Raw genomic sequence first — 26,375 nt, 5'->3', positions numbered from 1 at the left:
GCTCCTAGGTGTGAGAAGGCAATGGACAAGTGCTTCAAGTTGAGACCCCCAATGGTTGAAGCCGAAAAAAACCATTGGGTAGCATGCTGGCTCTATGCTAAGGCTTAAATTAGGAGGTGGCTAAAATGCACGCAACGCTAAAGGAGATTAGGAAGGCTCCTGAGGGAATAGTTAAGGCTCAAGAGGCATTTGAACTAATAAAGAATGAGGTCAAGTTACCAAAGAACATATTATACATCGGTTGTGGCTCTTCTCACTTCCTCTCTCAATTATTAGCAATGGCCACCAATGCACTTGGGGGTAAAGGGTTTGCCCTTCCATGCTCTGAGCTCATGTACTCCAAAGAGTACTATGCAATAGACTCTCCAGAGCTTCTGGTAGCAATCTCGAGGTCAGGTGAAACAACCGAAGTACTAAAGGCTATGGATGTCCTAAATATTAAGAAGCTCGGACTTACGGCCTATGAGAGTAGCCTCTCAAAGAAGGCTGACTATGCCTTGATAGTTAATACCCCTGAGGACAGCGTTGTAATGACGCACTCCTTCGTTGCGTTCTACTTCGCATACCTTCAGCTCCTGAGGGAGTCCTATGGTCATCCAACTTTCAACCCCGAAGAAGTTTCAGAGCTTGCCAGAGGAGTCCTTGAGAAGGAGGAGTATATTAAGGATATAGTTGATGAATTTGACTTCTCTAATGTTATATTCCTGGGTTCTGGAATTCTGTATCCAGTGGCCCTTGAAGCGATGCTCAAAATGAAGGAAATGGCAATCTTCTGGAGCGAGGCCTATCAAATGTTCGAGGTAAGACACGGGTTCAAGTCCATAGCTGACGAGAACTCCCTTGTAGTTATGCTTGTCAACGATCCCTTTGACTGGCATGAGAAGTTAGTCAAGGAATTTCAGGGCCAGGAAGCAAAAGTTCTCGTGGTCGGAAAGGAAAGCCTAAATGCTAATTACCATGTAGAAGTGCCCCAGGTTGATTCACTACTAGTCCCAGTTGCGGCCCTTCCAGTGATTCAACTTCTGGCATATTACAAGGCTGTAAAGAGAGGAATGAACCCAGATAACCCGAGATTCCTTGACAAAGTCGTCAGGTGGTGATACCTATGAAGGTCACCCATGATGGTAAGCTTTACATTGTTGAGGGCGAGAAAATCGTTGTCTATGGTGGAACCCTCCAGTTCTTTAGAGTTCCTAGAGATGCTTGGCGAGACAGGTTAGAGAAGATGAAAAAGCACGGCCTTAATACCGTTGACACGTATGTTGCATGGAACTGGCATGAGCCAGAAGAAGGGAAGTTTGACTTCATCGGGGAAACTCACCCTCAGAGGGATCTAATTGGTTTTCTGGAGCTAGCACAGGATCTTGGTCTTTACGTTATCATAAGACCCGGTCCCTACATCTGCGGTGAGTGGAAGAATGGTGGCATTCCAGAGTGGCTAATTAACAAGCATCCTGAGATACTTGCTAGAGGCCCAAACGGTCCCCTACCCAGGGACATCTACTATCCCCCTATCACATACCTTCATCCCACTTATCTGGGGTACGTGATGAAGTGGTACGAGCAGGTGTTCCCGATAATCAAGGACTATCTATACACAAAGGGAGGACCGATAATCAACGTCACGATAGATGATGAGCCATCGTACTGGGAGACGATATTCCAGGCGTTTCTTACGGACTACAATGATGTTGTAGTTAAGCCGAACGGTCTCTGGCACAAGTGGCTCAGGGAAACATTCTCCTTAGATCAGCTTGAGGAGAGGTACAAAGGCAAGTTCTCGGACTACACAGAGATAGCTCCACCTAAGGACTTCTCTGAGCCACTGCCAAAGATTATCGATTGGCACCACTTCAAGATCTGGATGACTAATGAGTATGTAAAAACTCTATATCATAAGATTCAGGAGTATGTTGATGTTCCTGTAAGCATACTCGACCCATACCTCCTTTTGGCGGCATGGAGGCACTTCTACAACTACATAAGGAAGAATAATCTGGACATACATCTTTGGACTGAGTTTTGGTACTCCTTCTACAGGAGCTTTGACTTTAAGGAAGACAGGCTTGGCCATGTGTACTACAAGATAGGGACGTATAGGTACTATGTAAACAAGCTGAACACTCCTCCTTTAAGCATAGAAACACAGTCATCACTGGCCAATGTTATAGAAAAAGATGAAGCCGAGCTCCTCTATGGTCTGCTACCCTCCCTGGGAATCCACAACATAAACTACTATCTCTATGTCGGCGGTGAGAATCCGAGAGGCTATGAATCTCACAACGGTGTTACTTGGGATGTATATTCTCCAATAGGTCTTGATGGAAGTGAAAGGCAACATGTAGAGCCAATAAAGTGGATTGGCGAGTTCCTTAAGGCTAATAAGGACTTTGCGTATTCGCCGTTCAATGCAAAGGTCGCCTTCGCGATGTACGAGCCCTATGAAGCCCTAAACCTCTGGGGCCATAGGCCGGAGAACTTCAAGGAGAGCGTTAATCTCAATGAGTACCTCTTCGGAGAGAGGGGTCTCCTCACATTGCTGGCGATGAGCAATGTTCCCTTTGATGTAATTGATCTGGAGAACACTACAGTCGAGGAGATGCTCAGGTACGAGCAGATTTGGGTTTACAGTTTAGACTTCATGGGCAGGGAAGTCCAAGACAAGCTTGCGGAGTACGTTGAGAAGGGAGGAAACCTGGTAATCCTTCCAATGTTGCCCTACTTGGATGAGAACCTGAATGAGTACAGAAAGCTTGAAGAGTTCTTGGGGGTTAAAGTTGAAGGAGAGCCTGCTAGAGATAATGTCAGGCTAATTCCATTTGTCAGCGTTGATGCCGATGGGATTGATAGAATGATAGTCAGAAACGTCGTGAGGGAAGTCAAGGGCGGTGAGCCAATAGCGTGGGTTGAGGACAAGGTCGTTGGAGCTATTGTTAGGAAGGGTAAGGGCTCTGCCGTAATCTTGGGATTCAGGCTTCAGTACTTCTCAAGCTATCACGACATGCACAGGAAGTTCGTTGACAAGATTCTGGAGTTGCAGGGAGTCGAGAGGGACTTCAAAGTTACCGACAGGGACATGATAGTTATCCCGAGGGGCAACTACTTAGCTGTCATCAACCCAAGGGGCCATGCAGTAAAGGGCAGGATAAGCTATAATGGAATTGAGTTCCCTAAGCTTATAGAGCTTGAAATGAAGAATAGAGGAGTTCTATTCCTGCCGGTAAACGTCAAATATGGAAGTGTGGAGGTAGTTTACTCAACGGCCACAGTTACTCGGTATGAGGATGGCAAGATAACGTTCAGAAACCACTTAAGCAACACTGCAGAGGTCGCCATTAAGGGAGACGTTGAGGGCGTTGAAAACGGTGAAGTCGTAGAGAAGAAGCAGGAGGGCGAAGTTACAACGTTGGTCATTAGGCATCCTGGGGAGTTTGTTCTTCTTCTTCGCTGACTTCTTTTCTTCCAACTAGCCATGCTTCATAAAATCTTTTCCATTCTTCATCAAAGTCTCTCTTTACGCCCCACCTTCTCCGGAAGGCGTTTAAAAGGACAGTTATGTCCCTTTTCAGTAAGTTTAGGCTTTCGGGATTTGCACAGCTTAAGTACTGGGCCCAGTCTATTATCAAAATATCATTGTCTTCGGTTAATACTATGTTGAACTCACTCATGTCCCCATGAACTATTCCGAACTTGACTATCTTCTCGTATTCATCTAACACTTTCCCCAGGATTTCACTTGCTTCTTCTCTCGTAAGGTCCGTGTCCCTTAATTCTGCTAGCTCAACCCCTCTAATGAACTCCATTACTATTGCATGCCTGTTCCAAGCTATCGGCTTTGGAACTTTAGCGAATGAGCTTAGCAAAACAAGGGCTTCGTGTTCCTTCTTTGCTATTAACCTAGAAACGTATAACCAGCTCTTGTGATGCTTGTCTGCAAATACATCACTGTGATAACCCGCTTTCCTTGCGCTAGTTCTCTCTCCAATCCTGTTAAACTTCACTGCAACCTTCTCTCCTGAGGGAGTTAAAGCAACGTACACGTCTGCATCCTTCCCAACTCCTATTTGGGTGGTAGATATTGCTTCAATTACCCCTTTCTTTGCAAATGCCCTTATTGCAAGGGCATCGTATCCATGTATTGTTAGCTGGTAACCTATGTATCCCATGTCACTTCTTCTAATTATCAGCCCCCAGTTATCTAGCCTCCCTAATCGGTGGCTTGCGCTTTCAACGTCCATTCTTGCGAATTTTGCTATTTCCTCTAACGGAACCCATTTATAGTATCTCATCTTAAGCTCTACAGCCCTAAGTAGTCTAAAGTCTATGTCTTTGAGCCTAGGGTATGCTTCGAGAGCTAAGAGTTTACTAACCATCGTGACCAAGTCTCTAGGAGGGATTAAATATTTATTGTACATATGTTGTATATGATGGGGTGATTTGGTATGGACATCCTTACCCTTGCAAGGGTAATAACAACACTTGCTAAAATAATCGCTGCTTCATGGCTTTTCGTGATATACCTTAAAATTAGACGAACCTCTGCGGTAATTTTAGGAGTTGGCCTGCTTGTATATGCCATGCATACGCTCAGTGATATTTTAGGTTCTGATATCTTAAGCAACATATCAACGGCATTAACAGCAACACTGCTTCTTCTAACGTCAACAACGCTTCTTATAGAGGAAGAAGGGGAAATGCCCTCTCTCTACGTATTTTGGTTACTGTCATTAACGCCGATTATTCTGGCCGGCTATACACTTGCCCTGGCCCATTATATGAATTCAGGAGGGTTAGTGGTAAAAAGTATAGTTCATGGAGTTTCTGGATTTTTCATGGCATTTTCCGGAATAATGATTATCAAATTAAAAGAAGTTTTTGGTAGAAAAAGTCTCTTTCTAATATCCTCCCTTGTCCTTCTTGGCCTTCATCAAATGGATTATCCATTTCTGAGGCCAATAAAGTGGTTTGCTCCTATTGGATTCACGATAGCTACTATCCTCACTCTAACATTATTATATGGGGTTATTGAAGTTTTCAGAAGTGAGATGTATTTTAGACTAACTCCCCATAAGGCTTCTGAACTTAAGTCTGGCTCTCTTCTAGTTACAGTGGAGGAATTCAAGAAAAATATTTATCAGAAATTAGAAAACTTTCCTGCATTAGCTTTTGTTAGGAATATACAGACGCCTGAAGCGTGGTACAAATACTTTGTTACTAGGGCTATTTCTGACTATGAGAGTGACATAAGTCCAACGGATCTCCCTAGAATGTTGGAATTGTCAAAAAGATATCTTCAGGCCTCCGAAGGTGGCGTAGTGATAGTAGACTGTCCTGAGTACTTAGCCCTGTACAATGGCTTTGATGCCCTTCTAAAGTTCTTAGCGACTCTTAGGGACATGGTGATAGTTCATAGGGGAACTCTTGTGGTGGTAACTGAGAGGGAAGTCTGGGATGATAGGCAATGGGTTCTCCTCACAAGGATACTTCGCGAAGAATCTTCTTAACTTCCTCCTTTAAATCTTCAAGTGATCCCTCGTTTACAATAACGAAATCTGCGATTTCTTTTAGTTTTGATGTTTGATATAGCTTCTCCTCCCATTCATCAAACTTCAGAAGATCATGGAGTGTTTTTATTTCCCTGTCTTTACCTGCATTTCTTTTCTTCAATCTTTCGAACCTTATCACTGGTTTTGCCTCAATGTAGATAAGTATCCCTCCCATTTCTTTAATCTTCTCTGCTTCTCCCCTAGATCTAACCCCATCTATCGCTATATTCTTACAGTGCCTAAGCTTGTCTATTGCAAGCCGTATTAGGATGTCCTCTCCGTATTTTTCCTTCAATATTCTGCCTAGCTTGATTAAATTCTCTCGAGTTTGCTCTCCTTTGAAGTCTACTTTGGGAACCCATGAATACTTATCAGTATTGCCCGTTAGCAGATCGATAAGAGGCTCACTGCAGCTTATTCTGCAGAATCCCTTCTCTTCAAGGAACTTCGCTACCGTTGTTTTACCTGCAGCTATCTTGCCGGCTATTCCCACTATCATCTCTTCCAGCCCCACCTGATTATTCTTGCTCCATCAGTTGCCTCCATGAGACCTTCTGATACCATCTTAACGACATAATCAACTAAGTCGACCTTGTTGAAGACAGCTGGCCTAGATTCGCCGAACAGATACTTAAGCTCGAAGTATCCTATTCTCAGAAATCTTATAGGATTTATTAATGCCACTTTATCAAACTTTGCTGGAAATGTAAACTCCGAGAATATTATTTCTTCATCCTCTACCAAACTTTCCAAAAACTCCTCATCTGGGAAAAAGATTTCTCTTACTGGTCTGTCCACAGGTGTAAATGACAGCTTGGGGAATGAATATCTAACACCATAAACTTGACTTTCTATTCCAAATGCATCGGCGAAACCGAGCAACGCTTTCGCATTAAAACTCAGAAATACGAGACCCTTAACGCTCTCTTTCCGAGAGGGCCACTTCCTGGGAGGAAAGTTGAATTCGGCCTTTATAAATGGGACAAGGAAGTCGAGGCCGTATTCCTCGGCAAACTTTAAGCTCTCTTCAAGTTGCATTTTCTTGAGAGTTAAGTCCAAGGTCGTGTAAACGCTGACCATTTTTACGCCTAGGATCTCCTTGAGCTTGCCTATAACTAGGCTACTCCCGATTATGACACTCTTGTCCGTTCTGTCGTGGGCTATTATGAACATCTTATCCTCTTCCTTGTCGTACCTTACCTCATCTATCTCAAAGGGAGTAACCGGCAGTCCGTGCTCCCTTCTTATTTGAACGACTAACCCTTCGATATCCTCCTTACTGAACATCTCACGGCACCTCAAATCCGAGCCCCTTCAGTATCATTCTCAAGGCTAGGATCACCATTACAACAGCAAAGGCATTCTTCAAGCTTTTGGCCTTAATCCTCTTTGCTATCCTAGCCCCAAGCTGTGCTCCAACTATGAGTCCCGGGACCAGAAGAGGCAACCAGTGGACTTCAACGTTGCCGAGGAAGTAGTGCTTTATCGCACTACTTGTCGAGGTGAAAACTATTGCGAAGCTTGAGGTGGCAACGGCGTAGTGTATCGGCATCCCAAGCCAAGTCAAGAAAGGAACATTTATTATCCCTCCTCCGACTCCAAGGAGACCACTTAGAATTCCGGCAAAGAAGCCTCCTAGTGGGATTACCTTCTCGTTTATCCTAACATCTTCAAGTTTAATTTGGGTTGGCTCTACGGGCTTCTTCTTGTAAATTCTGTAGGCCACAGGGATAAGTGCAAGCCCAAAGATGACCTTTAGCTGTCTTGCCGGTATGAATGAGGTGAGCCACGCCCCTATATATGCTCCTACTATGGCGGTGCTTGCAAGTAGTAAGCCTGCCTTGTAGTGTATCCTTCGTTGCTTATGATAGGCGTAGGAGGAGCTTAACGCGGTAAACACTATGCTTGCGCTTGAAGTTCCTATCGCGTGATGAATTTCAACACCGACTATGTTCAATATTGGAACTAGGAGGAAACCCCCACCGAGGCCAAATAACGCTGCGAGGGTTCCAACGAGAATTCCAACTCCAAAGTAGCCCAAGTACTCAATCATGGATGGCCCTCCTAGAGCTCGAATGTTATTGCCTCTATGAGCTTTATCAGTGCTTCAAGGTCTTTTAGGTGGAGCATTTCAACTTCGCTGTGGAGGTACTTTATTGGAACGCTTAAAGCTAAGACTTCTGCCTTATGCTGAAAGGCTGAGGCATCTGTCCCTCCCCCTGTGACACCGATCTGTATTGGAATGCTGTTATTCTGTGCTATCTTAAGCACATTTCTAGTAAGGCTCCTTGAGTATATTGCGGAATTATCAACTGCCCTTATAACTGCACCCTTGCCAAGAGCAACGTCACCCGTTAGTTCATTACAGCAGGCGAAGGAATCTATGGCAAAGACGTACTTAGGGCTGTAGGTGTTCGCTAGGAACTTTGCCCCCTTAAGTCCTATCTCTTCCTGAACCGTAAATGCGAAGATAACTTTCCTTTCGAATTCATGATCCACAAGGGCTTTTATTGCCTCTATCAATGCAACAACCCCGAATCTATCGTCAAGCGATCTAGTTGAAACGTACTTGCCGTTTAAGACAGCAAAGTGCTTCTTGAATACAGCGTAGTCGAGAGGCTTAATTCCTAATGCCTCAACCTCTTCTCTACTTTCCGCCCCAACGTCAATGACTAGATCATACCAAGGCTTGGTTCCCTTGTCCCCTCTGACGTTTAGGTGGGGAGGAATAGCTCCAATGACACCGTCTACCTTTCCATCTTCGGTTATGACATCCACATGCCTTCCATACAACAGCCTGTCATCTATGCCCCCGATCTTCCTAAACCTCAACTTCCCATCCTGGGTTACGCCCGTAATTAAGAGGCCAATCTCGTCCATGTGCGCCATGAAGAGAATCTCTTCTTCTCCTTCTCCGAGCTCCACTATCAGGTTTCCAATGGTGTCGACCTTGTAATCGGCGAAGTCTTTTAGCTCCTCTATAATTACTTCCCTGATCTTTTCCTCGTAGCCGGAGATCCCTGGGGTTTGGGTTAGCTTTTTCAATAACTCTATCATCTTCATCCCTCCAGCATCTTGACTTCTTCTATGGGCCTGACCTTAACAACATCCTTATTCACCAAGTCTTTGGGAATCTCCCCCCTTAGAATAGCGAGAAGGTTTTTGACTGCTTGAAAGCCCATATCTTCCAATGCCTCCTTTGCCAGTCCGGCGTAGTGCGGTGTTAAGACGGTTTCCCATTCATACTCAAATAGTTCATGCTCTTTAACGGGTTCCTCCTCGAAGACGTCAGTTGCATAGCCTTTCAGCTTTCCTTCCTTCAACACCCTCACTAGTGCTTTCTCATCTACCAGGGCTCCCCTTCCAATGTTGACAAGGTACTTCCCTTTTAGTTTCTCGATTCTCTCGGCGTTTATTATATGATACGTCTCTTTAGTGAGTGGTAAAGCTAGGATTACTATGTCGGCTTCATCTAAGAGGTCATCTAGGGGCAGGTACTTCACACCCTCCCTTTCCACGTCCTCCTTTCTGTGCCTCGACCAGTAGTATAGGTCAACCCCAAATGGAATCAGCCTTTTTGCTATGGCCCTTCCGATGGCTCCCATTCCAACTATACCAACTTTCTTGCCGTAGAGCGTTTCTATCTCCTTGAACCCGCTCCAGACTACCCTGTGGCTCTCCCACCTGCCTTCCCTGATGAACTTATCTGCATAGTGTATCTTCCTCATTAGGTTTATGATTAGACCAACGGCGAACTCCGCTACGGCCTCGCTGAGAACTCCAGAAACCTTGGTCACGTATATTCCCCTTCTCGTTGCCTCTTCAACGTCAACGTTATCGTAGCCCGCAGAGTGGCAGCTTATCACCTTCAGCTTCTTAGCTCTCTCCAAAACCCTCTTTGTAATCCTATTGAGGGGTGAAACTATTATCGCGTCGTACTCCTTTATTCTCTCGGCGAGCTCATCCTCGCTAGGATAGAGGAGAACGTCAACATCAGTGTACCTTTTCAACTCTTCAAGTGGCTTGCTCTTCATCTTGAAAAGAACGGCTACCTTAGGCCTCATGAGATCACCGTTAAGATATTCATCGAAAAGAGATATAAGAAGGTTTTGATGAAGGGATTTTGGTGATATGATGGGAGTTGAAGAGCACAAAAAAGAGGCCCCCAGGACGTTTAAGTTCGGAGTAATAACGGTCAGCGATAAGGGAGCTAGGGGAGAAAGGGAAGATAAGGCAGGCCCACTAATCGTGGAGGAGCTTTCTAAGCTTGGTGAAAACGTCCACTACAAGATAGTCCCAGATGACAAGCTTGAGATCTTGTTGGCCTTATTTGAAGCCATTAGAAAGGGAGCAGATGTCGTCGTGACGACAGGAGGGACTGGAATTACTTCTACAGACGTAACCATAGAGGCCGTAAGGCCGTTATTTGACAGGGAACTTAGCTTTGGCGAGATATTCAGGCTGAAGAGCTATGAGGAGATAGGGAGTGCGGCAATCCTGACGAGGGCTACCGCAGGCATTATTAGGGGCAGAAACAGGGTTGTCGTAGTGTTTGCCCTCCCAGGGAGCGTTAACGCAGTAAAGACCGGCCTTGAGATAATAAAGGCAGAGGTTTTCCACGTCCTCAAGCATGCCCGTGAGTGACTTTTCGAAACTTCTTTATATATAGTCTTGATTAGATATAATGGTGATTAGATGAAGTTCATCGACAGGCTGTTCTCTGATTGGTATTTTTGTTTGTTTTTGTGGTCGTAAGTTTTTTGAAGTTTTTAGTGTAATCTCTCCAGGGCCGTTTCCGTTCTGCCTTGAGGCCCATGACCTCCTGTTTGAGGTGGTCGGTGGCCCCAATGTGGGCGGGAGCGTGAGACCAACCGCACCTGTTGCACTACAACAGGTAGCGGAAACAGATATTAGGAAAACAAGCGTAGGGCGAACGATGAAGATGGAGGCATCAAAGATTAAAGAGAAGATAAAGGCTTTTGAAACTAAGTACGGAATGACGTTCGAGGAATTTGAAAGATGGCTTGAAAGCTCAAGGGAAGAGTCATTCGAGGCGTGGGATGACCACATAGAATGGAAAGCCTACAGCAAGAAGCTTAAGGAGTTACATCAGAGAGATCCCAAACAAGGAAGCCCTCGCTCCTAAGCTCATCTTTATTCTCCACGCTCCTTGCAATCAGCCCAAGTCTAATGTCACCCCTAAACCTGACTTTCTTGGCTTTCTCCTTTAAGGAGATAGGGCTTTCTTAGCGTCTTTCTCCCTTAAATCTGACCACTTAACCTCAATTAGATAGGCAACGTTTTTGTCCAACGCAACGATATCTATCTCCTCTCCCTTGAACCACCACCTTCCAATTTTCTTGAACTCTATGGGGCTTCTCAATATCAAGAACTCCCTTGCTAAATCCTCAAATCTTCTCGAGAAAACCTTGTACAGATTCGCAAGGCTTGCAGTTTCCCGGGATATCTTCTCAAGTTGAGGGTACGTTAAAGGTGAACCAAGTTAGCAATACCGGATCGGCTATTCTGTACAGGCTAACCTTCCTGCTACCCAGTGTAGGAGTTTCCTTCTCAACGAGACCGAGCCTCATCAAGGTGTCGATGTAGGGATAAACGCTCCTGGCGGGAAGCCCGAGATAGTTGGCGATCTCCTTAAGCCTCCTATTTCTCTCAGAGATCGCTTTTAGAATTGAAAAGTAAACCCTAAGCTCCGTTTCCTCCTGCACCTACTGTCGTTTCAATCCCTGACTAATTATTACCAAGGAGTTTTTTTGGTGCAGGAGGTTGGCTTCAGCCACCAGCGTCACGGGACTCACCGAGCCCTCAGCTGGTGGTTCATCAGCCTTTGGGCTGAACGGAAACAGCCCCAGCAAGTTCAACACAGCAGCAAAATCCCTGTCCGCAGTGAATCCACAGACAGGGCAAGTGAAAGCCCTCTGACGCAGTGCGTCGTCATTGGGCTTAACCCTAAACGCTCCACAATTAGGGCAAACTTGTGAAGAGTATGCAGGATTTATAAAAACAACGGGAACACCATGCTCGACCGCCTTTTCAAAAACAAACCGCTGAAAACTATTCATCCCAATATTGTGCAGAATATTCCTCAACTTCTTCTCTCTCTTCCTTCTCCTCTTAACCACTTTCTGGTTGAAGTTCTTTGGAATTGCCTCAAGGATTATTGTAGCGTTCAACTCTCCGGCAAGTTCAACGAGTCTTAAGGCGAGCTTTCTCTGCAAGTCAACCTTCCTGTTCATTTTCCTTTGACCAAACTTCTTGAGGAGTTCTCTTCCTTTTCTTGAGGGAAGTTTCTTCTTCCAACCAGTCAAGTGCGTTCTCTGAACTTCCCTCCTAACGTCGGAGTAAAATCTGGTCATTCTACCCAAGCCAGTTTTAACTTGGACTAGGAAGTCGTGATTGCCAAAGGAGATGTTGTCAGCATTGTAGTCCACTGCAATAAAGCTTCCCGTAACTTCGGGTTCATCAAACTCCTTCTCAAAGGTAAAGTAGGCGAGGACTTTCCTCTCCTCTTCAACTAACTTGAGTTTCACTCCCGCCTTGACCCTCCACCCCTCACTCAAATACTTGAAGAAGAGTTTGTGTGGTTTTAGTGGAAGTTTTATTGGTCTTCTTTTGGTCGTTAACCGGATTATTAATATTTTCTTACCGTTCTTGAGGGTATTGAATTGGGGGAACCTCTTGTAGTCCCACAGGACGTCATCCAGCCACAAGGAAACATTTTTAACTACTGGCCTTTCTGTTTTAGCTTTACCCTTCCTCTTCTTTTCAAGAAAACCCTTCACCCTCGTCACAGCATCCTGGCAGGCAGTGTAATAGTAGTGACTCGGCAGTTCATACTCCTCTTTTACTTCATCTGGAATTGAACTCCTGAGCTTGATTGGATTCCTAATCTTATTTTCAAAAGCGTACTCAGTCAGAATTAGTAATAATCCAGAATAATCCTCATAAATTTCTTTCACTGCTTTGAACTTTCTCCTCGTTAGTGGATAACTCTCGAGGACTACTGTTCTGCTCAGTTTCAATCGTTCTCAATCTCCGTGAGGAGTTTTTTTATTATAGTTAGAAGTTCTATGACTTCTGAAGGTTTGTAAACCTGAACATTAATGACGCTTAAGTAAGAACATGCAACGAAAATATTTAAACCTTTCTAAAGACAGCACCCAGAGAACAGTCTACTTCAAAGATCGTTGAGGGCATAGTTGGTGAGCATTTGAGCCGGGCTTATCCAACGTACTATCTGGTAGCACGCAAAGAAGTTGATTTCGTGACCAAGTATTTTGGCGTCGAAATTAAGTGGCAGTCTACCGTTACTCCTTCCGACTTCCCTAGGGTTCCAATCAGGGAGAAAATCCTCCTGTCTAGGCACGATTTAGCCTTCCATGAGCCTAGGAACTCGCCGTGATACCCCTTTCCTCTATCAGATCCGAAAGTCCCATATACCAATTAGGTCAACCTAACTCAGGTGGTGAAGGTGAAGGAGAAAGCGTTAATCCTCATGCTGATCTTTGTTCTCCTCACGCCGGTAACTGCCCAGGAAAAGCCTCTCGTAGTGACAAGCCTCCCTCCCCTAGCCTCAATAATCAAGGAAGCCCTTGGCGACAGCGTCGATGTGATCTACCTTGTTCCTCCAGGAGTTGAACCCCACCAATACCAGCTTTCGCCCGATCAAATTAAGCTACTCAAGAGAGCAGCCGTTATCGTAACAACGGGCCACCTTCCAGCCGAGATGAAGATAGTCGAGCTCAAAAAGGAGGGGGAAATTCCTGGGGTAGTCCTCACTATTGACGATTACAGGAGGTACGGCTTCCGCTACCTCCCTGAAAGGTGGTACACTGGCAAGAACAATCCCCACGGAATATGGCTCGATCCCGTGAACGCTTTGGCAATGGCCGAGGCCACCGCAGATGCCCTAAACCTTCATCCAAGGAGCTTGGATGAGTTCAAGCTTAAAGTCGAGGCGATAATGGATGCCTACGCTGGCGTTCTCAACGGCACGAAAGCCGTCATAGAGCTCCCCTCCCAGCAGTATGCACTGGAGTGGCTTGGCATTAGAGTAGTATCCTCAATAAAGCCCGAAGCAGAAGTTCCTGCGAAGAGCGTTGATGAGCTTTCCTCGGTTAAAGCAGACATCGTAGTCTATGACCAAGGCACTCCAGAAACCTTAAAGAACGCTGCCTTCAAGCTCTCGGAGAGGCTTGGACTCCCTGTCGCAAACATAACCGTCCTATGGGTTGACAAGCCCTACACACAAGTTCTCACCGAGAACGCTAAATCAGTTATAAGCGCGCTAACTAAGGAGAGGAAGATCGTAGTTAGGGAAACTTCCTACGGCTACCAGTATTCAATTCTCGCCCTGATAATAGGTCTTGTCGTGGGGATTTCAGTTGGTGTTGTTTTGAGAAGGTGCCCCGTGCTCTAACCTTTTATACCTCCACGTTAATTCTTGAAGGGGGATAAAATGGAGATAGGTGTCGTCGGTAAGCCAAACGTTGGGAAGTCAACTTTCTTCTCGGCGGCAACGTTAGTTGACGTTGACATAGCGAATTATCCATTCACTACTATAGACGCAAACGTTGGGGTTACGTACGCCATAGCGGATCACCCATGCAAAGAGCTGAACTGCACCCCAAATCCTCAGAACTACGAGTACAGGGACGGGAAAGCACTAATTCCAGTAAAGATGATTGACGTTGCCGGTCTAGTCCCCGGGGCTCACGAGGGCAGGGGGCTCGGTAACAAGTTCCTCGATGATCTGAGAATGGCCTCAGCCCTAATCCACGTCGTCGACGCCACCGGGAAGACCGATGCGGAGGGACAGCCCACGGATTATCATGATCCCGTTGAGGACATAGAGTTCCTTGGGAAGGAGATAGACTACTGGATCTATGGGATACTCAGCAAGGGATGGGATAAGTTCGCTAAGAGGATAAAGTTGCAGAAGATGAAGCTTGAGACGGCCATAGCTGAGCATTTAAGCGGAATAGGAGTTACGGAAAATGATGTTTGGGAGGCCATGCACAGGCTTGGCTTGAGCGATGACCCCACTAAGTGGAGTGAGGAAGACCTCCTTTCGTTTGCGAGTGAAATAAGGAAGATAAACAAGCCCATGATAATAGCGGCGAATAAGGCTGATGCCGCGAGCGATGAACAGATCGAGAGGCTAAAGAAGGAGGGAGAGAAGAGGGGCTACATAGTGGTTCCAACATCCGCTGCAGCTGAACTTACACTGAGGAAAGCTGCAAAGGCGGGCTTCATTGACTACATCCCGGGGAGCTCCGATTTCAAGATTCTAAAGCCGATGAGCGGCAAGCAGGAGAGGGCTCTTAAGATGATCAAGGAAAAGGTGCTAGACAGGTTTGGCTCTACTGGGGTTCAGGAGGTCATAAACAGGGCCGTCTTTGAGCTCCTCCAGCTAATCCCAGTTTATCCGGTTCAAGATGAGAATAAGCTGACCGACCAGTTCGGTAACGTTCTACCCCACGTGTTCCTGATGAAGAAGGGTTCAACGCCAAGGGACTTGGCATTTAAGGTTCACACAGATCTCGGCAAGGGCTTCCTCTACGCGATAAATGCAAGGACGAAGAGGAGGATCGGGGAGGACTATGAGTTGCAGTTCAACGATATAATCAAGATAGTTGCAGTAACTCGCTGAACTCGTAAGTATTCTCGACCTTCTCCTTTATCCTTTTAGCTACAAGGTAATAATGCTTTCTTCTTCTGTCCTTTATGGCTTCGCCTTTCTTTTTAAGGAGTTCAAGTTCTCTTTCTGCCTCTCTTCTGTTCAGTTCTTCCCACTTAACTTCGAAGAATGCAATGTCATCCCTCCCTAAGGCCACTACATCTATTTCGAAAGGGCTACCATCGGGGAACTTCCCCCAAAACTTTCCCGTTCTTATAACCTCAAAGCTTACTATCCTGGGGACAAAAACCTCAACGAGCTCCTCAAACCTCTTTCCAATGAAGGCCATAACTTCCCCCCTATCAAACTTCAGCTCACCCCTCTCTACCTTGGATGAGTTCCTGTAAAGAAACCTAAACCACGCGTTGATAAGATTCTGGGAGATGTAGTACCTATACCTTCCCTTTCCAAACACGTCCTTCCTCTTGTACACCAGCTCGTAGTCCTTCTCCAGGGCGTGGAGGTACTTGGTTAGGTTAGTGCTTTTAGTTGATAAGTAAGATGAAATCTCCCCCAGGGTCATGTGTCCCTCACTTATCGCTTGAAGGATGCTGAAGTACATCTTGTACTCCTTTCCAAACTCCTCCTTGAGCATCATCATGACTTCTGGGTACATTGGGTAAGGATCCTCAAAGAACATGAGCCTTATGAATTCCTCAACTTCAACCCCAAACCTTTCGAATGTCTCATAGTACTTTGGCACGCCTCCAAAGAATGCCCACATCGTGACGGCCTCTTCAACTCCATACCCCAGGTCGTTCATTATTTCAAGGACTGTTTCAAAGCTTAACTCCCTGAGTTTTATCACGTAGTCAAACCTTCCGTACAGTGGGGATTTGTAGTCTTCAAGTAGCTTTTTGCTCATGCTTATGAGGGAGCCAGCGACTACTACCTTTGAATTTCTGTATTTGTCGAGTAGCCTTTGAAGGTCGTACAGGAAGCTTGGATTGACCTTTAGAATGTTCTGGAATTCGTCTATGAATATTGTTTCTCCCTCTCTCATGAGGAACTCAACGATATCTCTCATTGATCTCATCTCTGGAATGTATCTTCTCTCTCTGATTTCCCTTATCCAGTCCTCGCAGATAAGGGCTTCGTTCTTCTCGGCGGGAACGAATAATGTTATTGGGTTGAGGGCCTCTTCCACGAGTCTGGTCTTTCCTACTCTCCTCCGTCCAATAATAGCGACTCTCAAGGCCCTCCTTAGTAGTTCGATCTCCTTCTCCCTATCGTAGAACTTCATAATTTATACCCACTAGGTATAATACCTGACAGGTATAAAAATTTCACTGCCTCAGAAATGAAACTAAAAGAGAATCATTTTTTAACGGAGAAGCTCATTGCCTGCTTTTGCTGGAGCTCCTGAGCCTTCTTTGCAACCTCTCCGACCTTCTTTTCAAGCTCCGCTAGGGCTTCTTGAGTCTTTCTTATAGCCTCATCATACTCCCTAATCCTCTCCTCGAGGAATGCAATAGCATCGTCGATGTTCTTCTCCACTGCGTACCCACTACCGACGCTAACTATCGCATTGTTCTTGTCAACTATAACGCCCTTCAAGAAGGAGCCAGCCCCAATGGGAACAAGGATTTCGGGCCTCTCCTCCTCCACCTTCTTCAAGTTTTCAAGGGTTTCCTTAACGGTCTGAACTTCGGCCCTAGCTAAGTTCAAAAGCTCGAGGTTTTGGGCTAATAACTGGGCCTGGGCCTGCAACACTTGGTACTCGTACGCTAGCTTTTCCAACTCCTTCTGGCTCATCATCCTCACCAAAAAATGATGTTAGAGCTCGAGGCTGAGCCTCCTAACTATAACGTCTTCGGCTTCCTCGGGCTTTATTTCCTTGATTTCCTTAATGTATATCTTGTTCCTCTTGACCTTGTGCTTGCTTCCTATGTCGGAGTAGACGAGCTCTCTTACATCAGATTCTTTAACTGCCCTGTACTCCTTGGTGAACTTGAACTTCTTTCCGTTCTTCTCAAAGTACCCGAGGACGCGGAAGACCTTAACATTCATTGGCCTCACCTCCTCAGATTAAGCCAAGGGCTTCCTCAATCTTAACTATTTCGGGACCAGTCGTGAGGTGACCAACAACTACGCCATTTGAATTGGCAAGCATGCATGAGCCGACGTAGGGAACACCCATGTTTGCGGTTCCAACGTACACATCAACCTTGAAGAGTTCGCTCAGCCACTTCAACTCTTCATCGCTTGCTTCGGGGTGAACTAATCCTCCCTTATTCGTTACAACTCCGGCGCTTCCAACCGCATGCAGACCAGCAATAACTCCCCTTTCAACCTCAACCCCCAGAATATCCCCTATCTTCTTTGCCTCTTCCCTCGAGAACTTAGTGCTGACAAGGGCTGCCTTATCATTAGCCAAGATTAGGTTTCCGAGGGCGGTGTATTTGGTCTCGAAGGGAACTATCTCAGTATCAATTCCATATTCCTTAAACTTTCCCTTTATCTCTTCGAGCTCGGTATCCCAGATGTACCAAGGAACAATTATCGCATTTGAGTTGCCGGCCGCGAGGATCCCAATAATTCTGGACTTCATAATGCTAGCTTCAATAACGGGAACTTTCAGAACTTCCCTAATAACCTCTAACTTCTTTTCCTGAAGACCTTCCCTAACCAACACTACCCTATCAGTTGCTACCCCAAATACGCCTAAATATGGAGAGTTTTCGAAATCGAGTCTCTCTATGTGCATCCCTTCCCCTCCAAATTAAAGAGGGGAAATCAGGCAAGGGTTACGTAGGCTATCCTAACCTTGCCCTCTTCCCTCTCTTCCTCCTCAACCTTAACTTTGACCCTGAGCTTGCTTGGTGGCTTCTCAATTCCCCTCTCCCATATCTTCTCGTTAACCTTCGGATCGATGATAACTTCCTGGGCCTTTGCGTGCCTTGCCACGAACTCCCTAACGAACTTCACTGCCCTCGGTGCCCTCTTCCACCTTGGCACTATCTTCTTGATCTTCCTAATCGGGACGGTGAATATAACCTCTTGACCAGCCTCGATGGGCATTTTCCTCACCTCACTCCTTCAGCTTTGTTCTCCTCCAGTATCTCCTCTTCGGATGGGTGAGAACTCTCCTGTTGGTTTTAACTATAACCCAAACCGGGACTCTCCTATTCTGCTTAAGGGCCTTTGCGAGCCTGAGCTTCTTCGCGAGTGGCTTGTTCCTCGCCATTTTGATCCCTCCTTAATTAGAATGCCTGTTCACCTTAGCGGAGGGTAACTTAAAAGTATTTCGCAATGCTCATGTTTAAAAGTAGGCTCAAGGAGAGGCTTTGGGAGTTGAGGATGATAGGGGTAATCTTTGATATGGATGGGGTTTTGTACAGGGGCAATAAGCCGATACCTGGGGCCAAGGAAGTAGTGGAGTTCTTGAAGGAAAATAACGTGCCTTTCCTCTTCTTAACCAACAATTCAACGAAAACACCGGAAATGTACAGGGAAAAGTTGGCTAAGATGGGGATAGAGGTTCCCGCGGATAGAATTGTTACATCTGGCTTGGCCACTAGGCTTTACATGGAGAGGCACTTTAACCCAGGGAAGGTATTCGTCGTTGGCGGTGAGGGCTTAGTTAAGGAGATGGATAAGCTTGGCTGGGGTCTCGTTACGGTAGAAGATGCCAGAAAGGGTGGATGGAGGGAAGTTAAGTACGTGGTCGTTGGCCTCGATCCCAGGCTAACCTATGAGAAGCTCAAGTACGCGACCCTGGCGATAAGGAATGGGGCTAAGTTCATAGGGACGAACCCCGACACAACGTTCCCAGGGGAGGAGGGTATCTATCCTGGGGCAGGCTCAATAATTGCCGCTTTAAAGGCTTCCACGGAGGTAGAACCTCTGATAATTGGCAAGCCTAATGAGCCCATGTACGAGATAGTCAAGGAGAAGCTCGGTGTAGAGGAGATCTGGATGGTTGGGGACAGGCTTGATACTGATATAGCTTTCGCTAAAAAGTTTGGAATGAAGGCGATAATGGTTCTAACCGGAGTTCACACCCTGAACGATATTGAAAAGCTCAACATAAGGCCAGATTTGGTCTTAGACAGCGTCGCAAGATTAATTGATTATCTGAAGGTGGTAGAATGAGGGACGAGCTGATGGCAATAGAGAGGAAGCTCTACAATTTGTACAAGCTTGGAGAGATGTTTGCAAATCAAGAAGATCCTCCCCTGATAGATATTTTCCAGCTCTTGGCCTAGGAAAGCCTTAGGCATCAGAAAACCCTATCGACAGTTGATCTCAACTTAAAGGGAGAGCTAGTATTTCCCGAGATAAGGGATGGGCCTTCGTCGCTTGAAGAGCTTATAAGGGAAGCCATAATTGCGGAGGAGCTGTTAGCTAGAATATACTTGGAGCTCTCGGCCCAGGCTAACGGTAGCGTTAGGGATATCCTAAAGATGATGGGTGAGGAGTGTCTGAGGCACTCTTACAGGCTTAAGCTGATGTACGCGAAATGACAATTAATGTTCCCCAAAGCTTTAATACATTTTATAGATTTGAAATAGTGGTGGTTGTCATGGGTGTCGAGAAGGTTCCTAAGTATGACATTCCAGTTAAGAAAGTTGAATACGTGTTTATTGAGCTTGACAAAATGAAGCCGCACGAGCAGCTCGTCCAGAGGGAGCTTGAGGACTTCATAGAGAGCGTTACCGGTAGTGGCATATTCTGGAAGCCGATGCTTCTAGCTAAGATCCCAGGAACTGATGAGTACTTGATAGTTGACGGTCACCACCGCTGGGCTGGTCTACAGAAGCTCGGCGCAAAGAGGGCTCCCTCTGTAATTCTGGACTACTTTGATGAAGGGGTTAAAGTCTACACATGGTATCCTGCATTTAAGGGAGACGTTAACAAGGTAATAGAGAGGCTTAAGGCCGAGGGTCTAGAGGTGATTGAGGATCCTGAGGCTGAAGAAAAGGCTGAGAAAGGAGAGATAGCATTTGCCCTCGTCGGTGAGAAGAGCTATGCGATCCCAGGGAAGCTTGAGGAGCAGAAGAAGGTAAGCAAGGTTTTGGATGAGATGGATCAGGCCGGGGAGATAGAGCTTGTCTACTACGGCCTTAAGGAAGATGCCAAGGCGGACATGGAGAAGGGAGAGATAGACTACATCTTCATTAGGAAGGCCCCAACGAAGGAGGAAGTCATGGAGCTCGTGAAGAAGGGTGAAGTGTTCTCTCCTAAGACAACTAGGCACGTTCTTCCATTCATCCCGGACAAGATCGATGTTAAACTCGAGGATCTCTTCTGAGCGAAAGCCGTATATTTTTCTTTTATTACACTTTTTAGGTGGACCGTCATGAAGGTTTCTAAGCTTGCCGTGAAGATCTTGGAAAATGATAGTGTTGTGTACTACGACCCAATCTACCATGGAAGAACATTGAAGGTGATAGGGATAGATGATGATCCCGTGGAGGTCATGGAATACCTCTTAGCCCAGTACAAGGAGAAGGGTTACTCTATAGTTGTCTTTGACACCTCTGGCCACTTCCCAACTGGACTCTTCGAGAGTGTCCTTAGAATAGAAGAGGGAAATCCCGCTGGATTGGATCCCTTGAAGATGGCGAGGATGGGCATAATAAAAGATCCATACTCGGCCGTTACAATAGTCCAGACGATTTATGAGCTTGATTCTGCTTCGACCGATAAGCTCTACGCTGACTTCGTAACCGGAAAGGTTAATTCCATAGCGGATGCAGTCAGGGCCAAGAAGAACTACAGCGAGGTAATCTTGGAGGGCTATACTGACCTCGACGAGATGCTCTTCTCCGGAGATCCAGTTAGGATCCCTGAGAGTGGGCTTATAGATCTCAGCGGGTTGAACAGCGTGACGCTAACTGGAATGGCCTTTCTTATTCTGGCTGCGGCAATGGAAGATAAGAGGAGGGTTGTTTACGGCCTTTACGACGTTGCCGTTCTAACTTTCACTGGGGCCGGCAATGCTGGGTTGCCCCTCCTAACGAGGCCTGCAAGGAGAAGGGTTGCCATATTAGGGACAAGGTATCCATTGGATCAAGTTCTCTCGATTCCTGGGCCCACTTTACTACTTTACAACGATCCTGACGTTCAATCGGCAATATACGAGAGCCAAGGCGTTCCTGCTGGTTTAAGAGCATTTATAGATAAGGGTGAGGGGGCCTACATCTGGAGGTCCCCAGAGACGATAAACATTGAATTCGGTAAGGTTCTTAAGTTGCAATCTTAACATAGGCTGGGGGATGTTAAAATGCAGAACATTCCTCCCCAGGTTCAGGCCATGCTCGGTCAGCTTGAGAGCTATCAGCAGCAACTTCAGCTTGTAATCCAGCAGAAGCAGAAAGTTCAGGCTGACCTTACAGAGGCAAAGAAGGCTTTGGAAGAGATAGAGAAGTTGCCAGATGATGCAGTCATCTACAAGACCGTTGGAACTCTAATAGTTAAGACTACAAAAGATAAAGCCCTCCAAGAGCTCAAAGAGAAAGTTGAAACCCTTGAGGTCAGGCTTAACGCTCTCAACAGGCAAGAGCAGAAGATCAACGAGAAGGTTAAGGAGTTAACCCAGAAGATCCAGGCAGCCTTAAGGCCGCCAACTGCCGGCTGATTTCTTTATTTTTGGTGGTATTGATGAAGAAGGTCGTTCACATAGGCCTTCCGAAGTTAAGTGAAGAAGAGTTGATTGAAGTGGGTAGCATAGCCCAGGAGGTTATAATTGACTATATATTTGATCATCTCGCGAAGAGCGAAGTTAGGGATATGGAGGTTACCGCAAGGATAAACCATGGTGAGACCCTTGACTTAGAGATAGAGGTTTTTATCGAAGTTCCAATATTTGTCAAGGTTGACGTTGATTCCTTAATTGAAGAGGCCATAGATAAGGCCTATGAGGCAGTTGAGAGGTATCTAAGGAGGAAATCAGATGAAAGGGGAGAGGAAGCTGAAAAATTTACTGAAGAACCTAGAGAGGGATGAGGAAATAATACTTTTATGTCATCACAACGCCGATCCTGATTCTTTGGGTTCCGCGATAGCGTTCTCAAACTTTCTCCTCTCCTTGGGGTTTACTCGAGTTAGGATTGGTGTCGCCCAGAGCGTGGCTAGTTATTCAAGGCGATTGATAGCACTTTCAAGGGTTCCAATAGAGAAGAACCCCAAGATAGATGAAAGGATTGTGTTCATCTTTGATACCTCATCCCTTGAGCAGCTCGAGCCAATTGAAATTCCTGCATCATCCACAATAGTTATCATTGATCATCACGTCGAGAAGGAAAATCCGATACCCGCGGACATAGCGGTCATTGACCCTATGAGAACTTCTACAGCTGAGATAGTCTGGGAGCTTTTCAAAAAATTCAAGTACAGGGATGAGGATTCCGCAAAAGTTCTCCTTGCCGGAATAATCTCGGATACATCGAACTTCAGGTATGCAAACGCTAAGACCTTCAAGACTGTGTACGAGATACTAAATCTCTACGACTTCTCAATACCTGAAATCTCTCAGCTTGTCGCTCCAGTTAGCGATGAAAATACGGAGCAGGCGAAGAGAATGGCCATTCTTAAGGCCTGCCAGAGGATGGAGATTCACAAAGTGGGAAAGTTCGTCGTTGTGACGTCAAAAGTTTCTGCGTACGAGGCTCTAGCCTGTAAGGTCTTCCTCCAGTTGGGGGCTGACGTTGCTATAGTCGGTAGCGATAAAGGTGGGGTTAGAATCTCGGCGAGGGCCAAGGATTACCTCGTTAAGAGGGGACTTCACCTCGGCAAAATTATGGAGAAGGTTGGGCCGATAATTGAGGGTTCCGGCGGAGGCCACGCTGGGGCTGCTGGAGCTAATGGCAAGAAGAACTTAGGTGAGGCAATGAAGTTCCTTGTTAAGGAGATTGAGAAGTTTTTGAAGAGTTTATCTTAACCAGTCTTGCCTTTAGGACGTCCCTGTAGTACTTAAATCCTTCCTCATCAACTACGTGGAACTCAAAAGGATGATCGTCGGGGAGTTCCGCGAGCTCTTCAATTTTCTCCCTGATATCGGTTTCATCTGGAAGTTCTTTGACCTTTATCAGAACATCAACGTCACTTCCCGCTGTAAATTTTCCCATTAGGACGCTCCCGAAAATGTACATTTCACACTCTCCAAAAATCTCCCTGCATGCCCTCTCTATTGCGGGAAGATACTTCCGATAGTTTTTAATCATGATGTACCTCTCTCTCCCCTTTCTTATCATATTCTTCACTAATTCTTCTCTCGAATTCATCTGCAAGAACCCCCACAAATTTAATGACGTCCTTTGCGAATTTCACTAACTCTTCTGCCTCGTCTTTCTCATAAACCTTGGGCTCGTACCTCGCGAGAATGTATGCTGATTCTAGCTCCCTTAAAATTTTCCTGCTTTCCTTTATGAACTCGCTTATCTTATCCTGGGCTTCTATTGCCTCGGCGAGAAATCCAAGTAGTTCCCTCAATGAATGCGTCTTAGGTTTAATATTTGCGTACTTCACTATAAGGGCCTTAAGGTACAGCTGAAGTCCCTGTTCAGCTAGGAACACCGCGCTATCATATTTTTTCCTAGCCAGTGCAACTTCTGCAAGTTCAATGAACTCAGCGGATTTATTCAACAGCACTTCGACCTCTTTGTAGTGCATTCCACCACCCTAAAATTTCCTATGTCAAATAACGTTTTTAACGTTCTCCGCGAAATTCCTCAGGGTGAGGTCATGGCGAAGTGTCCGGTTTGCGGTGCGCCCCTTGACTGGAGGGATATCATTGATCAAATGCTAACCCTCGATAACTTTAGCGAACTCCTTAAGAGCAAGGATGACTTCATAAAGGCTTTGGAGGACTTTACATTTAAATGCCCTCACTGCGGTGAGGAGTTCTACGGTAAGTTCCTGCCCAAGGATGAGGCCGAGAAGGTCTTTGATCTGCTGAACGACTTTAAGGGCTCGATAGACTGGGAGAACAAGAAGGTAAGGATAAGGCTGAATCAGCTGTTGGCTTTGGATAAAATGCTTGAGGAGTGGGATAAGAGAGTTAAAGAAAGGAAGCTGTGAGATCTGTTATGCTATTTCCCCCATATACTATCGGAAGAACTTTAACGGTGTCACCATCTTTTAGCTGGTAATTCTCATCGACCTTTCTTTCATTTATTAATAGATGGTAGTCTTCTGGTGCTATCTTGAGTTCTCGAAGCACTTCGCCTACCCTTTCTCCTTCTCTAACTTTGATCTCTATCTTGGGGCCGTATTTTAGGGCATGGTTTCCGTATAATATTACCGTTACTCTCATATTCGTCGTTCCTCCTGTACCATAGTTACCTTTTTTGTGATTTGGAAGCTCGAACTTCTAGGGGTAGTCCTATACTCCAAGCCTCTTCCTTATTCTCTTGACCTCTCGTTTCGCTTCCTCTAGCCCTAGTCTTTCTAAGATATCTTCCCTGGGAATTCCGTATTCGTCATAGCCGATTTGCCTATAGTACTCAAGGACTTTCCTCTTAACGTCTTCTCTGTTTGGCGCACTACCTTTCATGGGCCCAGTGGGCAGGGGCTCATAGAACCTCGATGGATTCTCATCATCTTTCCTTGGATCCCAATATACATCTGGCCCTCCCAACAGCAAGAGTATCCTTTGGAGGTGGATTATCCTTAGTCCTATCTCGTTAATCCACTTCTCTGGAGTAATGTCCAATCCTGTAACTGCATTTCCAAACTCAAGGATCTTTTCAAATCCTGGTTTTGTTGTGAACATACAAATTACCGCTGAGTCATAGAATGCGTTTATTAATTCTCCTTCGTAGCTTTTCGGTGGTAAACTTGCAGTTGATGTGTGATCTCCACCCTGAACCGATACGGCATAGCTTATGTCCTTGGTGTAATCTAGTTGCTCCTAATTCCGTGAGCTCCTACTCCAATCCCCTTGACTTGAACTGCATACTTCGTAACGTCGATTCCCTTTTCCTTGGAAATCTTAAGGGCTGCGCGGTAGGTACCTTCAGCTAAGACATTTCCAATGCCCTTTCTTTCAACTATCAGCTTTAAGAGTTTTGCAAATGCCTTTTCATCTCCCCATTCCACCTTAACTCCCAAATCTTTGTCAGTCAAGATTCCACGTTGGTAAAGTTCTGCAACGAATCCTAAGACATTTCCAGCATTTATACCGTCAAGGCCAAGTTCATCTACTAAGTTACGATAAGTAAACTATCTTTTCTGGCTCAAAAATTCCAAGGTTAGTCCCCATGTAAGCCATTAATTCATAATCGGGGGCATCCGTTATCGCTCCTTTGTACTCGCCGTACCTAAGGTACGATATCTTCATACAGTTTACTGGGCAACCATAATCTGCCCAATACTTCTTTATCCATGCTTTGAGTTCAAAATTCACAACGCTTATCCTTTCATCCTCATGGTACTCTTCTTGCCAGTTCCTTATTGGCTGACTCGATCTGTCCCTACCAACACTGTAACCTCCTGCTCCAGTCCCCCACTGCCTAAAAGTCGTTAGGGTTAGGAGCTCCCTTTGTATCTCCCTAAGCATAGATTTGAGTTTTCCACTATCGTAGACTTTTGGTAATGGCCAGTTTCCCTTTACAACAATTGCCTTTAGATTTTTGCTTCCCATAACCGCTCCAAATCCTCCGTATCCAGCAGCGTGTACCCATTTACTCATTATGGAAGCGAATCTAACTCTGTTCTCTCCTCCTTTTCCAATATACATAACGGCCGGTTCCTTTGGTACACCACAAAGCTTAGATTTCTTCTTTAACTCCTCATGAACTTCTTTTACTAGCGTTTTGTATAGCTCGATCCCGCCCATTCCCCAATATCTTGATGCCTCTCTAATTTCTACCTTATCATCATTTATGAAGAGATAAACTTCATCCACTTTTAGGGCACCGAAATTACATGCGTTAACGCAGGGATAATCAGGGCATTGAACGCACGTGTGTGGAATGTTTACTCCTGGTTAAGATTTCATATATCCTTTATCCTTATTCGTGAAGCTTCTGGCCATATCATACCTTCATGCTCTATTGAACAAGCTATCTCACAAAGTCTGCAACCACTACATTTATCGAGTGTTACCAGTATCCAGATCCTTTCACCGTTTTCCGCTCCCATTGAAGACACCTAAATATGTAGTTGGCTTCACGTGTTTATATAGG

The 26,375-nt window shown here is 45.6% G+C and carries 33 protein-coding genes and 2 pseudogenes; 15 read left to right on the top strand and 20 right to left on the bottom strand.

The window, feature by feature from the left end; translation table 11 throughout:
* Nucleotides 1-125 precede the first annotated feature (125 nt).
* Together glmD and glmA are read left to right on the top strand one after the other, a co-directional pair.
* Nucleotides 126-1,100, top strand: a complete 975-nt coding sequence (gene glmD / locus A3L04_RS10900) for a glucosamine-6-phosphate deaminase (protein WP_068578026.1) — start codon at nt 126-128, stop codon at nt 1,098-1,100.
* A 5-nt stretch (nt 1,101-1,105) separates the two neighbouring features.
* Nucleotides 1,106-3,451 (top strand): exo-beta-D-glucosaminidase, encoded by a 2,346-nt coding sequence (glmA, locus tag A3L04_RS10895; protein WP_068578024.1) that lies wholly within the window; start codon nt 1,106-1,108, stop codon nt 3,449-3,451.
* On the opposite strand, the gene A3L04_RS10890 is transcribed toward glmA, so the two are convergent.
* Nucleotides 3,414-4,373 carry a serine/threonine-protein kinase RIO2 gene (locus A3L04_RS10890; RefSeq protein ID WP_068578022.1) on the bottom strand — a complete coding sequence of 320 codons (960 nt, stop codon included), beginning with the start codon at nt 4,371-4,373 and terminating at the stop codon, nt 3,414-3,416. The genes glmA and A3L04_RS10890 overlap by 38 nt on opposite strands.
* A gap of 69 nt (nt 4,374-4,442) precedes the next feature.
* Here A3L04_RS10890 and A3L04_RS10885 point away from each other — a divergent pair, with 69 nt between their 5' ends.
* The gene (locus tag A3L04_RS10885) at nt 4,443-5,504 is read left to right on the top strand and encodes a DUF835 domain-containing protein (protein ID WP_084448885.1); all 1,062 of its coding nucleotides are present in this window, start codon (nt 4,443-4,445) and stop codon (nt 5,502-5,504) included.
* Here the strand turns inward: A3L04_RS10885 and A3L04_RS10880 are convergent.
* The 5 genes from A3L04_RS10880 to A3L04_RS10860 are packed head-to-tail and all read right to left on the bottom strand — an operon-like array spanning nt 5,473 to nt 9,610.
* Nucleotides 5,473-6,045 carry an AAA family ATPase gene (locus A3L04_RS10880; RefSeq protein WP_068578020.1) on the bottom strand — a complete coding sequence of 191 codons (573 nt, stop codon included), beginning with the start codon at nt 6,043-6,045 and terminating at the stop codon, nt 5,473-5,475. The genes A3L04_RS10885 and A3L04_RS10880 overlap by 32 nt on opposite strands.
* On the bottom strand, nt 6,042-6,833 hold the full coding sequence (locus A3L04_RS10875; protein WP_068578018.1) for a hypothetical protein: 792 nt from the start codon (nt 6,831-6,833) through the stop codon (nt 6,042-6,044). Before A3L04_RS10875 ends, A3L04_RS10880 begins: the two co-directional genes overlap by 4 nt.
* A 1-nt stretch (nt 6,834) precedes the next feature.
* Nucleotides 6,835-7,599: a sulfite exporter TauE/SafE family protein gene (locus tag A3L04_RS10870; protein WP_068578016.1), complete on the bottom strand. Its 765-nt coding sequence runs from the start codon at nt 7,597-7,599 to the stop codon at nt 6,835-6,837.
* 11 nt (nt 7,600-7,610) lie between these two features.
* Entirely contained in the window at nt 7,611-8,609 is a 999-nt protein-coding gene (locus A3L04_RS10865) for a M42 family metallopeptidase (protein ID WP_068578014.1), read from the bottom strand.
* Nucleotides 8,606-9,610, bottom strand: a complete 1,005-nt coding sequence (locus A3L04_RS10860; RefSeq protein ID WP_068578012.1) for an NAD(P)-dependent oxidoreductase — start codon at nt 9,608-9,610, stop codon at nt 8,606-8,608. Before A3L04_RS10860 ends, A3L04_RS10865 begins: the two co-directional genes overlap by 4 nt.
* A gap of 70 nt (nt 9,611-9,680) precedes the next feature.
* On the opposite strand from A3L04_RS10860, the gene A3L04_RS10855 reads away from it, so the two are divergent.
* Both A3L04_RS10855 and A3L04_RS10850 read left to right on the top strand, forming a co-directional pair.
* Entirely contained in the window at nt 9,681-10,190 is a 510-nt protein-coding gene (locus tag A3L04_RS10855; RefSeq protein WP_068578009.1) for a MogA/MoaB family molybdenum cofactor biosynthesis protein, read from the top strand.
* A gap of 292 nt (nt 10,191-10,482) precedes the next feature.
* Nucleotides 10,483-10,692: a hypothetical protein gene (locus A3L04_RS10850; RefSeq protein ID WP_068578007.1), complete on the top strand. Its 210-nt coding sequence runs from the start codon at nt 10,483-10,485 to the stop codon at nt 10,690-10,692.
* Nucleotides 10,693-10,773: 81 nt separating this feature from the next.
* Here the strand turns inward: A3L04_RS10850 and A3L04_RS11360 are convergent, their stop codons facing one another.
* From A3L04_RS11360 to A3L04_RS10840, 3 genes are all read right to left on the bottom strand, one after another.
* Nucleotides 10,774-10,935: a DUF234 domain-containing protein gene (locus A3L04_RS11360; protein ID WP_231963764.1), complete on the bottom strand. Its 162-nt coding sequence runs from the start codon at nt 10,933-10,935 to the stop codon at nt 10,774-10,776.
* Between the two features lie 82 nt (nt 10,936-11,017).
* Nucleotides 11,018-11,272 (bottom strand): AAA family ATPase, encoded by a 255-nt coding sequence (locus tag A3L04_RS11355; RefSeq protein ID WP_068578005.1) that lies wholly within the window; start codon nt 11,270-11,272, stop codon nt 11,018-11,020.
* The gene (locus A3L04_RS10840; RefSeq protein WP_068578003.1) at nt 11,273-12,586 is read right to left on the bottom strand and encodes an RNA-guided endonuclease InsQ/TnpB family protein; all 1,314 of its coding nucleotides are present in this window, start codon (nt 12,584-12,586) and stop codon (nt 11,273-11,275) included.
* A 188-nt stretch (nt 12,587-12,774) separates the two neighbouring features.
* Here A3L04_RS10840 and A3L04_RS10835 point away from each other — a divergent pair, with 188 nt between their 5' ends.
* The 3 genes from A3L04_RS10835 to A3L04_RS10825 all read left to right on the top strand — a co-directional run bounded on the left by A3L04_RS10835 (nt 12,775) and on the right by A3L04_RS10825 (nt 15,216).
* Nucleotides 12,775-12,966 (top strand): hypothetical protein, encoded by a 192-nt coding sequence (locus tag A3L04_RS10835; RefSeq protein ID WP_088859134.1) that lies wholly within the window; start codon nt 12,775-12,777, stop codon nt 12,964-12,966.
* Nucleotides 12,967-13,035: 69 nt separating this feature from the next.
* The gene (locus A3L04_RS10830; protein WP_068577998.1) at nt 13,036-13,983 is read left to right on the top strand and encodes a metal ABC transporter solute-binding protein, Zn/Mn family; all 948 of its coding nucleotides are present in this window, start codon (nt 13,036-13,038) and stop codon (nt 13,981-13,983) included.
* A gap of 39 nt (nt 13,984-14,022) precedes the next feature.
* The gene (locus A3L04_RS10825) at nt 14,023-15,216 is read left to right on the top strand and encodes a redox-regulated ATPase YchF (RefSeq protein ID WP_068577996.1); all 1,194 of its coding nucleotides are present in this window, start codon (nt 14,023-14,025) and stop codon (nt 15,214-15,216) included.
* On the opposite strand, the gene A3L04_RS10820 is transcribed toward A3L04_RS10825, so the two are convergent.
* From A3L04_RS10820 to A3L04_RS10795, 6 genes are all read right to left on the bottom strand, one after another.
* Nucleotides 15,191-16,486 carry an ATP-binding protein gene (locus tag A3L04_RS10820; RefSeq protein WP_068577994.1) on the bottom strand — a complete coding sequence of 432 codons (1,296 nt, stop codon included), beginning with the start codon at nt 16,484-16,486 and terminating at the stop codon, nt 15,191-15,193. The two genes, A3L04_RS10825 and A3L04_RS10820, sit on opposite strands and share 26 nt — an antisense overlap.
* 74 nt (nt 16,487-16,560) lie before the next feature.
* A complete protein-coding gene (gene pfdA / locus A3L04_RS10815) occupies nt 16,561-17,001 on the bottom strand; it encodes a prefoldin subunit alpha (RefSeq protein WP_068577992.1) in 441 nt (146 codons plus the stop codon).
* Nucleotides 17,002-17,019: 18 nt separating this feature from the next.
* Nucleotides 17,020-17,253, bottom strand: coding sequence for a 50S ribosomal protein L18Ae (rpl18a, locus tag A3L04_RS10810; protein WP_068577990.1), 234 nt, complete (start codon nt 17,251-17,253; stop codon nt 17,020-17,022).
* Nucleotides 17,254-17,266: 13 nt separating this feature from the next.
* Nucleotides 17,267-17,950 carry a translation initiation factor IF-6 gene (locus tag A3L04_RS10805; RefSeq protein ID WP_068577988.1) on the bottom strand — a complete coding sequence of 228 codons (684 nt, stop codon included), beginning with the start codon at nt 17,948-17,950 and terminating at the stop codon, nt 17,267-17,269.
* Nucleotides 17,951-17,979: 29 nt separating this feature from the next.
* The gene (locus A3L04_RS10800; RefSeq protein ID WP_068320412.1) at nt 17,980-18,264 is read right to left on the bottom strand and encodes a 50S ribosomal protein L31e; all 285 of its coding nucleotides are present in this window, start codon (nt 18,262-18,264) and stop codon (nt 17,980-17,982) included.
* A gap of 10 nt (nt 18,265-18,274) precedes the next feature.
* Entirely contained in the window at nt 18,275-18,430 is a 156-nt protein-coding gene (locus A3L04_RS10795) for a 50S ribosomal protein L39e (protein ID WP_011011493.1), read from the bottom strand.
* Between the two features lie 113 nt (nt 18,431-18,543).
* On the opposite strand from A3L04_RS10795, the gene A3L04_RS10790 reads away from it, so the two are divergent.
* From A3L04_RS10790 to A3L04_RS10765, 6 genes are all read left to right on the top strand, one after another.
* A complete protein-coding gene (locus A3L04_RS10790; RefSeq protein ID WP_068579573.1) occupies nt 18,544-19,338 on the top strand; it encodes an HAD-IIA family hydrolase in 795 nt (264 codons plus the stop codon).
* 430 nt (nt 19,339-19,768) lie between these two features.
* Entirely contained in the window at nt 19,769-20,497 is a 729-nt protein-coding gene (gene serK / locus A3L04_RS10785) for an L-serine kinase SerK (RefSeq protein ID WP_068577986.1), read from the top strand.
* A 48-nt stretch (nt 20,498-20,545) separates the two neighbouring features.
* Complete coding sequence (locus A3L04_RS10780; protein ID WP_068577984.1) at nt 20,546-21,451, top strand: hypothetical protein; 906 nt, start codon at nt 20,546-20,548, stop codon at nt 21,449-21,451.
* Between the two features lie 21 nt (nt 21,452-21,472).
* Entirely contained in the window at nt 21,473-21,826 is a 354-nt protein-coding gene (locus A3L04_RS10775) for a prefoldin subunit beta (protein ID WP_068577982.1), read from the top strand.
* Nucleotides 21,827-21,849: 23 nt separating this feature from the next.
* The gene (locus tag A3L04_RS10770) at nt 21,850-22,194 is read left to right on the top strand and encodes a DUF3194 domain-containing protein (protein ID WP_068577980.1); all 345 of its coding nucleotides are present in this window, start codon (nt 21,850-21,852) and stop codon (nt 22,192-22,194) included.
* Entirely contained in the window at nt 22,142-23,128 is a 987-nt protein-coding gene (locus A3L04_RS10765; protein ID WP_068577978.1) for a DHH family phosphoesterase, read from the top strand. Before A3L04_RS10770 ends, A3L04_RS10765 begins: the two co-directional genes overlap by 53 nt.
* Here the strand turns inward: A3L04_RS10765 and A3L04_RS10760 are convergent.
* Together A3L04_RS10760 and A3L04_RS10755 are read right to left on the bottom strand one after the other, a co-directional pair.
* Nucleotides 23,091-23,441 (bottom strand): nucleotidyltransferase domain-containing protein, encoded by a 351-nt coding sequence (locus tag A3L04_RS10760; protein ID WP_331711179.1) that lies wholly within the window; start codon nt 23,439-23,441, stop codon nt 23,091-23,093. The two genes, A3L04_RS10765 and A3L04_RS10760, sit on opposite strands and share 38 nt — an antisense overlap.
* Nucleotides 23,404-23,859: a HEPN domain-containing protein gene (locus A3L04_RS10755; protein ID WP_084448884.1), complete on the bottom strand. Its 456-nt coding sequence runs from the start codon at nt 23,857-23,859 to the stop codon at nt 23,404-23,406. Before A3L04_RS10755 ends, A3L04_RS10760 begins: the two co-directional genes overlap by 38 nt.
* Nucleotides 23,860-23,931: 72 nt before the next feature.
* Between A3L04_RS10755 and A3L04_RS10750 the strand changes: the two genes are divergently transcribed.
* On the top strand, nt 23,932-24,267 hold the full coding sequence (locus tag A3L04_RS10750; protein WP_068577975.1) for a hypothetical protein: 336 nt from the start codon (nt 23,932-23,934) through the stop codon (nt 24,265-24,267).
* Here the strand turns inward: A3L04_RS10750 and A3L04_RS10745 are convergent.
* The 3 genes and pseudogenes from A3L04_RS10745 to A3L04_RS11475 form a co-directional block, all read right to left on the bottom strand.
* Entirely contained in the window at nt 24,248-24,502 is a 255-nt protein-coding gene (locus A3L04_RS10745) for a MoaD/ThiS family protein (RefSeq protein WP_068577972.1), read from the bottom strand. The genes A3L04_RS10750 and A3L04_RS10745 overlap by 20 nt on opposite strands.
* Nucleotides 24,503-24,571: 69 nt before the next feature.
* Nucleotides 24,572-26,086, bottom strand: a pseudogene (locus A3L04_RS11150) (aldehyde ferredoxin oxidoreductase C-terminal domain-containing protein); the annotation flags it as partial.
* Nucleotides 26,087-26,331, bottom strand: a pseudogene (locus tag A3L04_RS11475) (4Fe-4S dicluster domain-containing protein); the annotation flags it as partial.
* Between the last annotated feature and the right edge of the window lie 44 nt (nt 26,332-26,375).

It is taken from the genome of Thermococcus chitonophagus (assembly GCF_002214605.1).
Classification (GTDB): Archaea; Methanobacteriota_B; Thermococci; order Thermococcales; family Thermococcaceae; genus Pyrococcus; species Pyrococcus chitonophagus.
The sequence above is the reverse complement of the archived record's forward strand: the minus strand, read 5'-3'. Positions and strand labels throughout refer to the sequence as shown.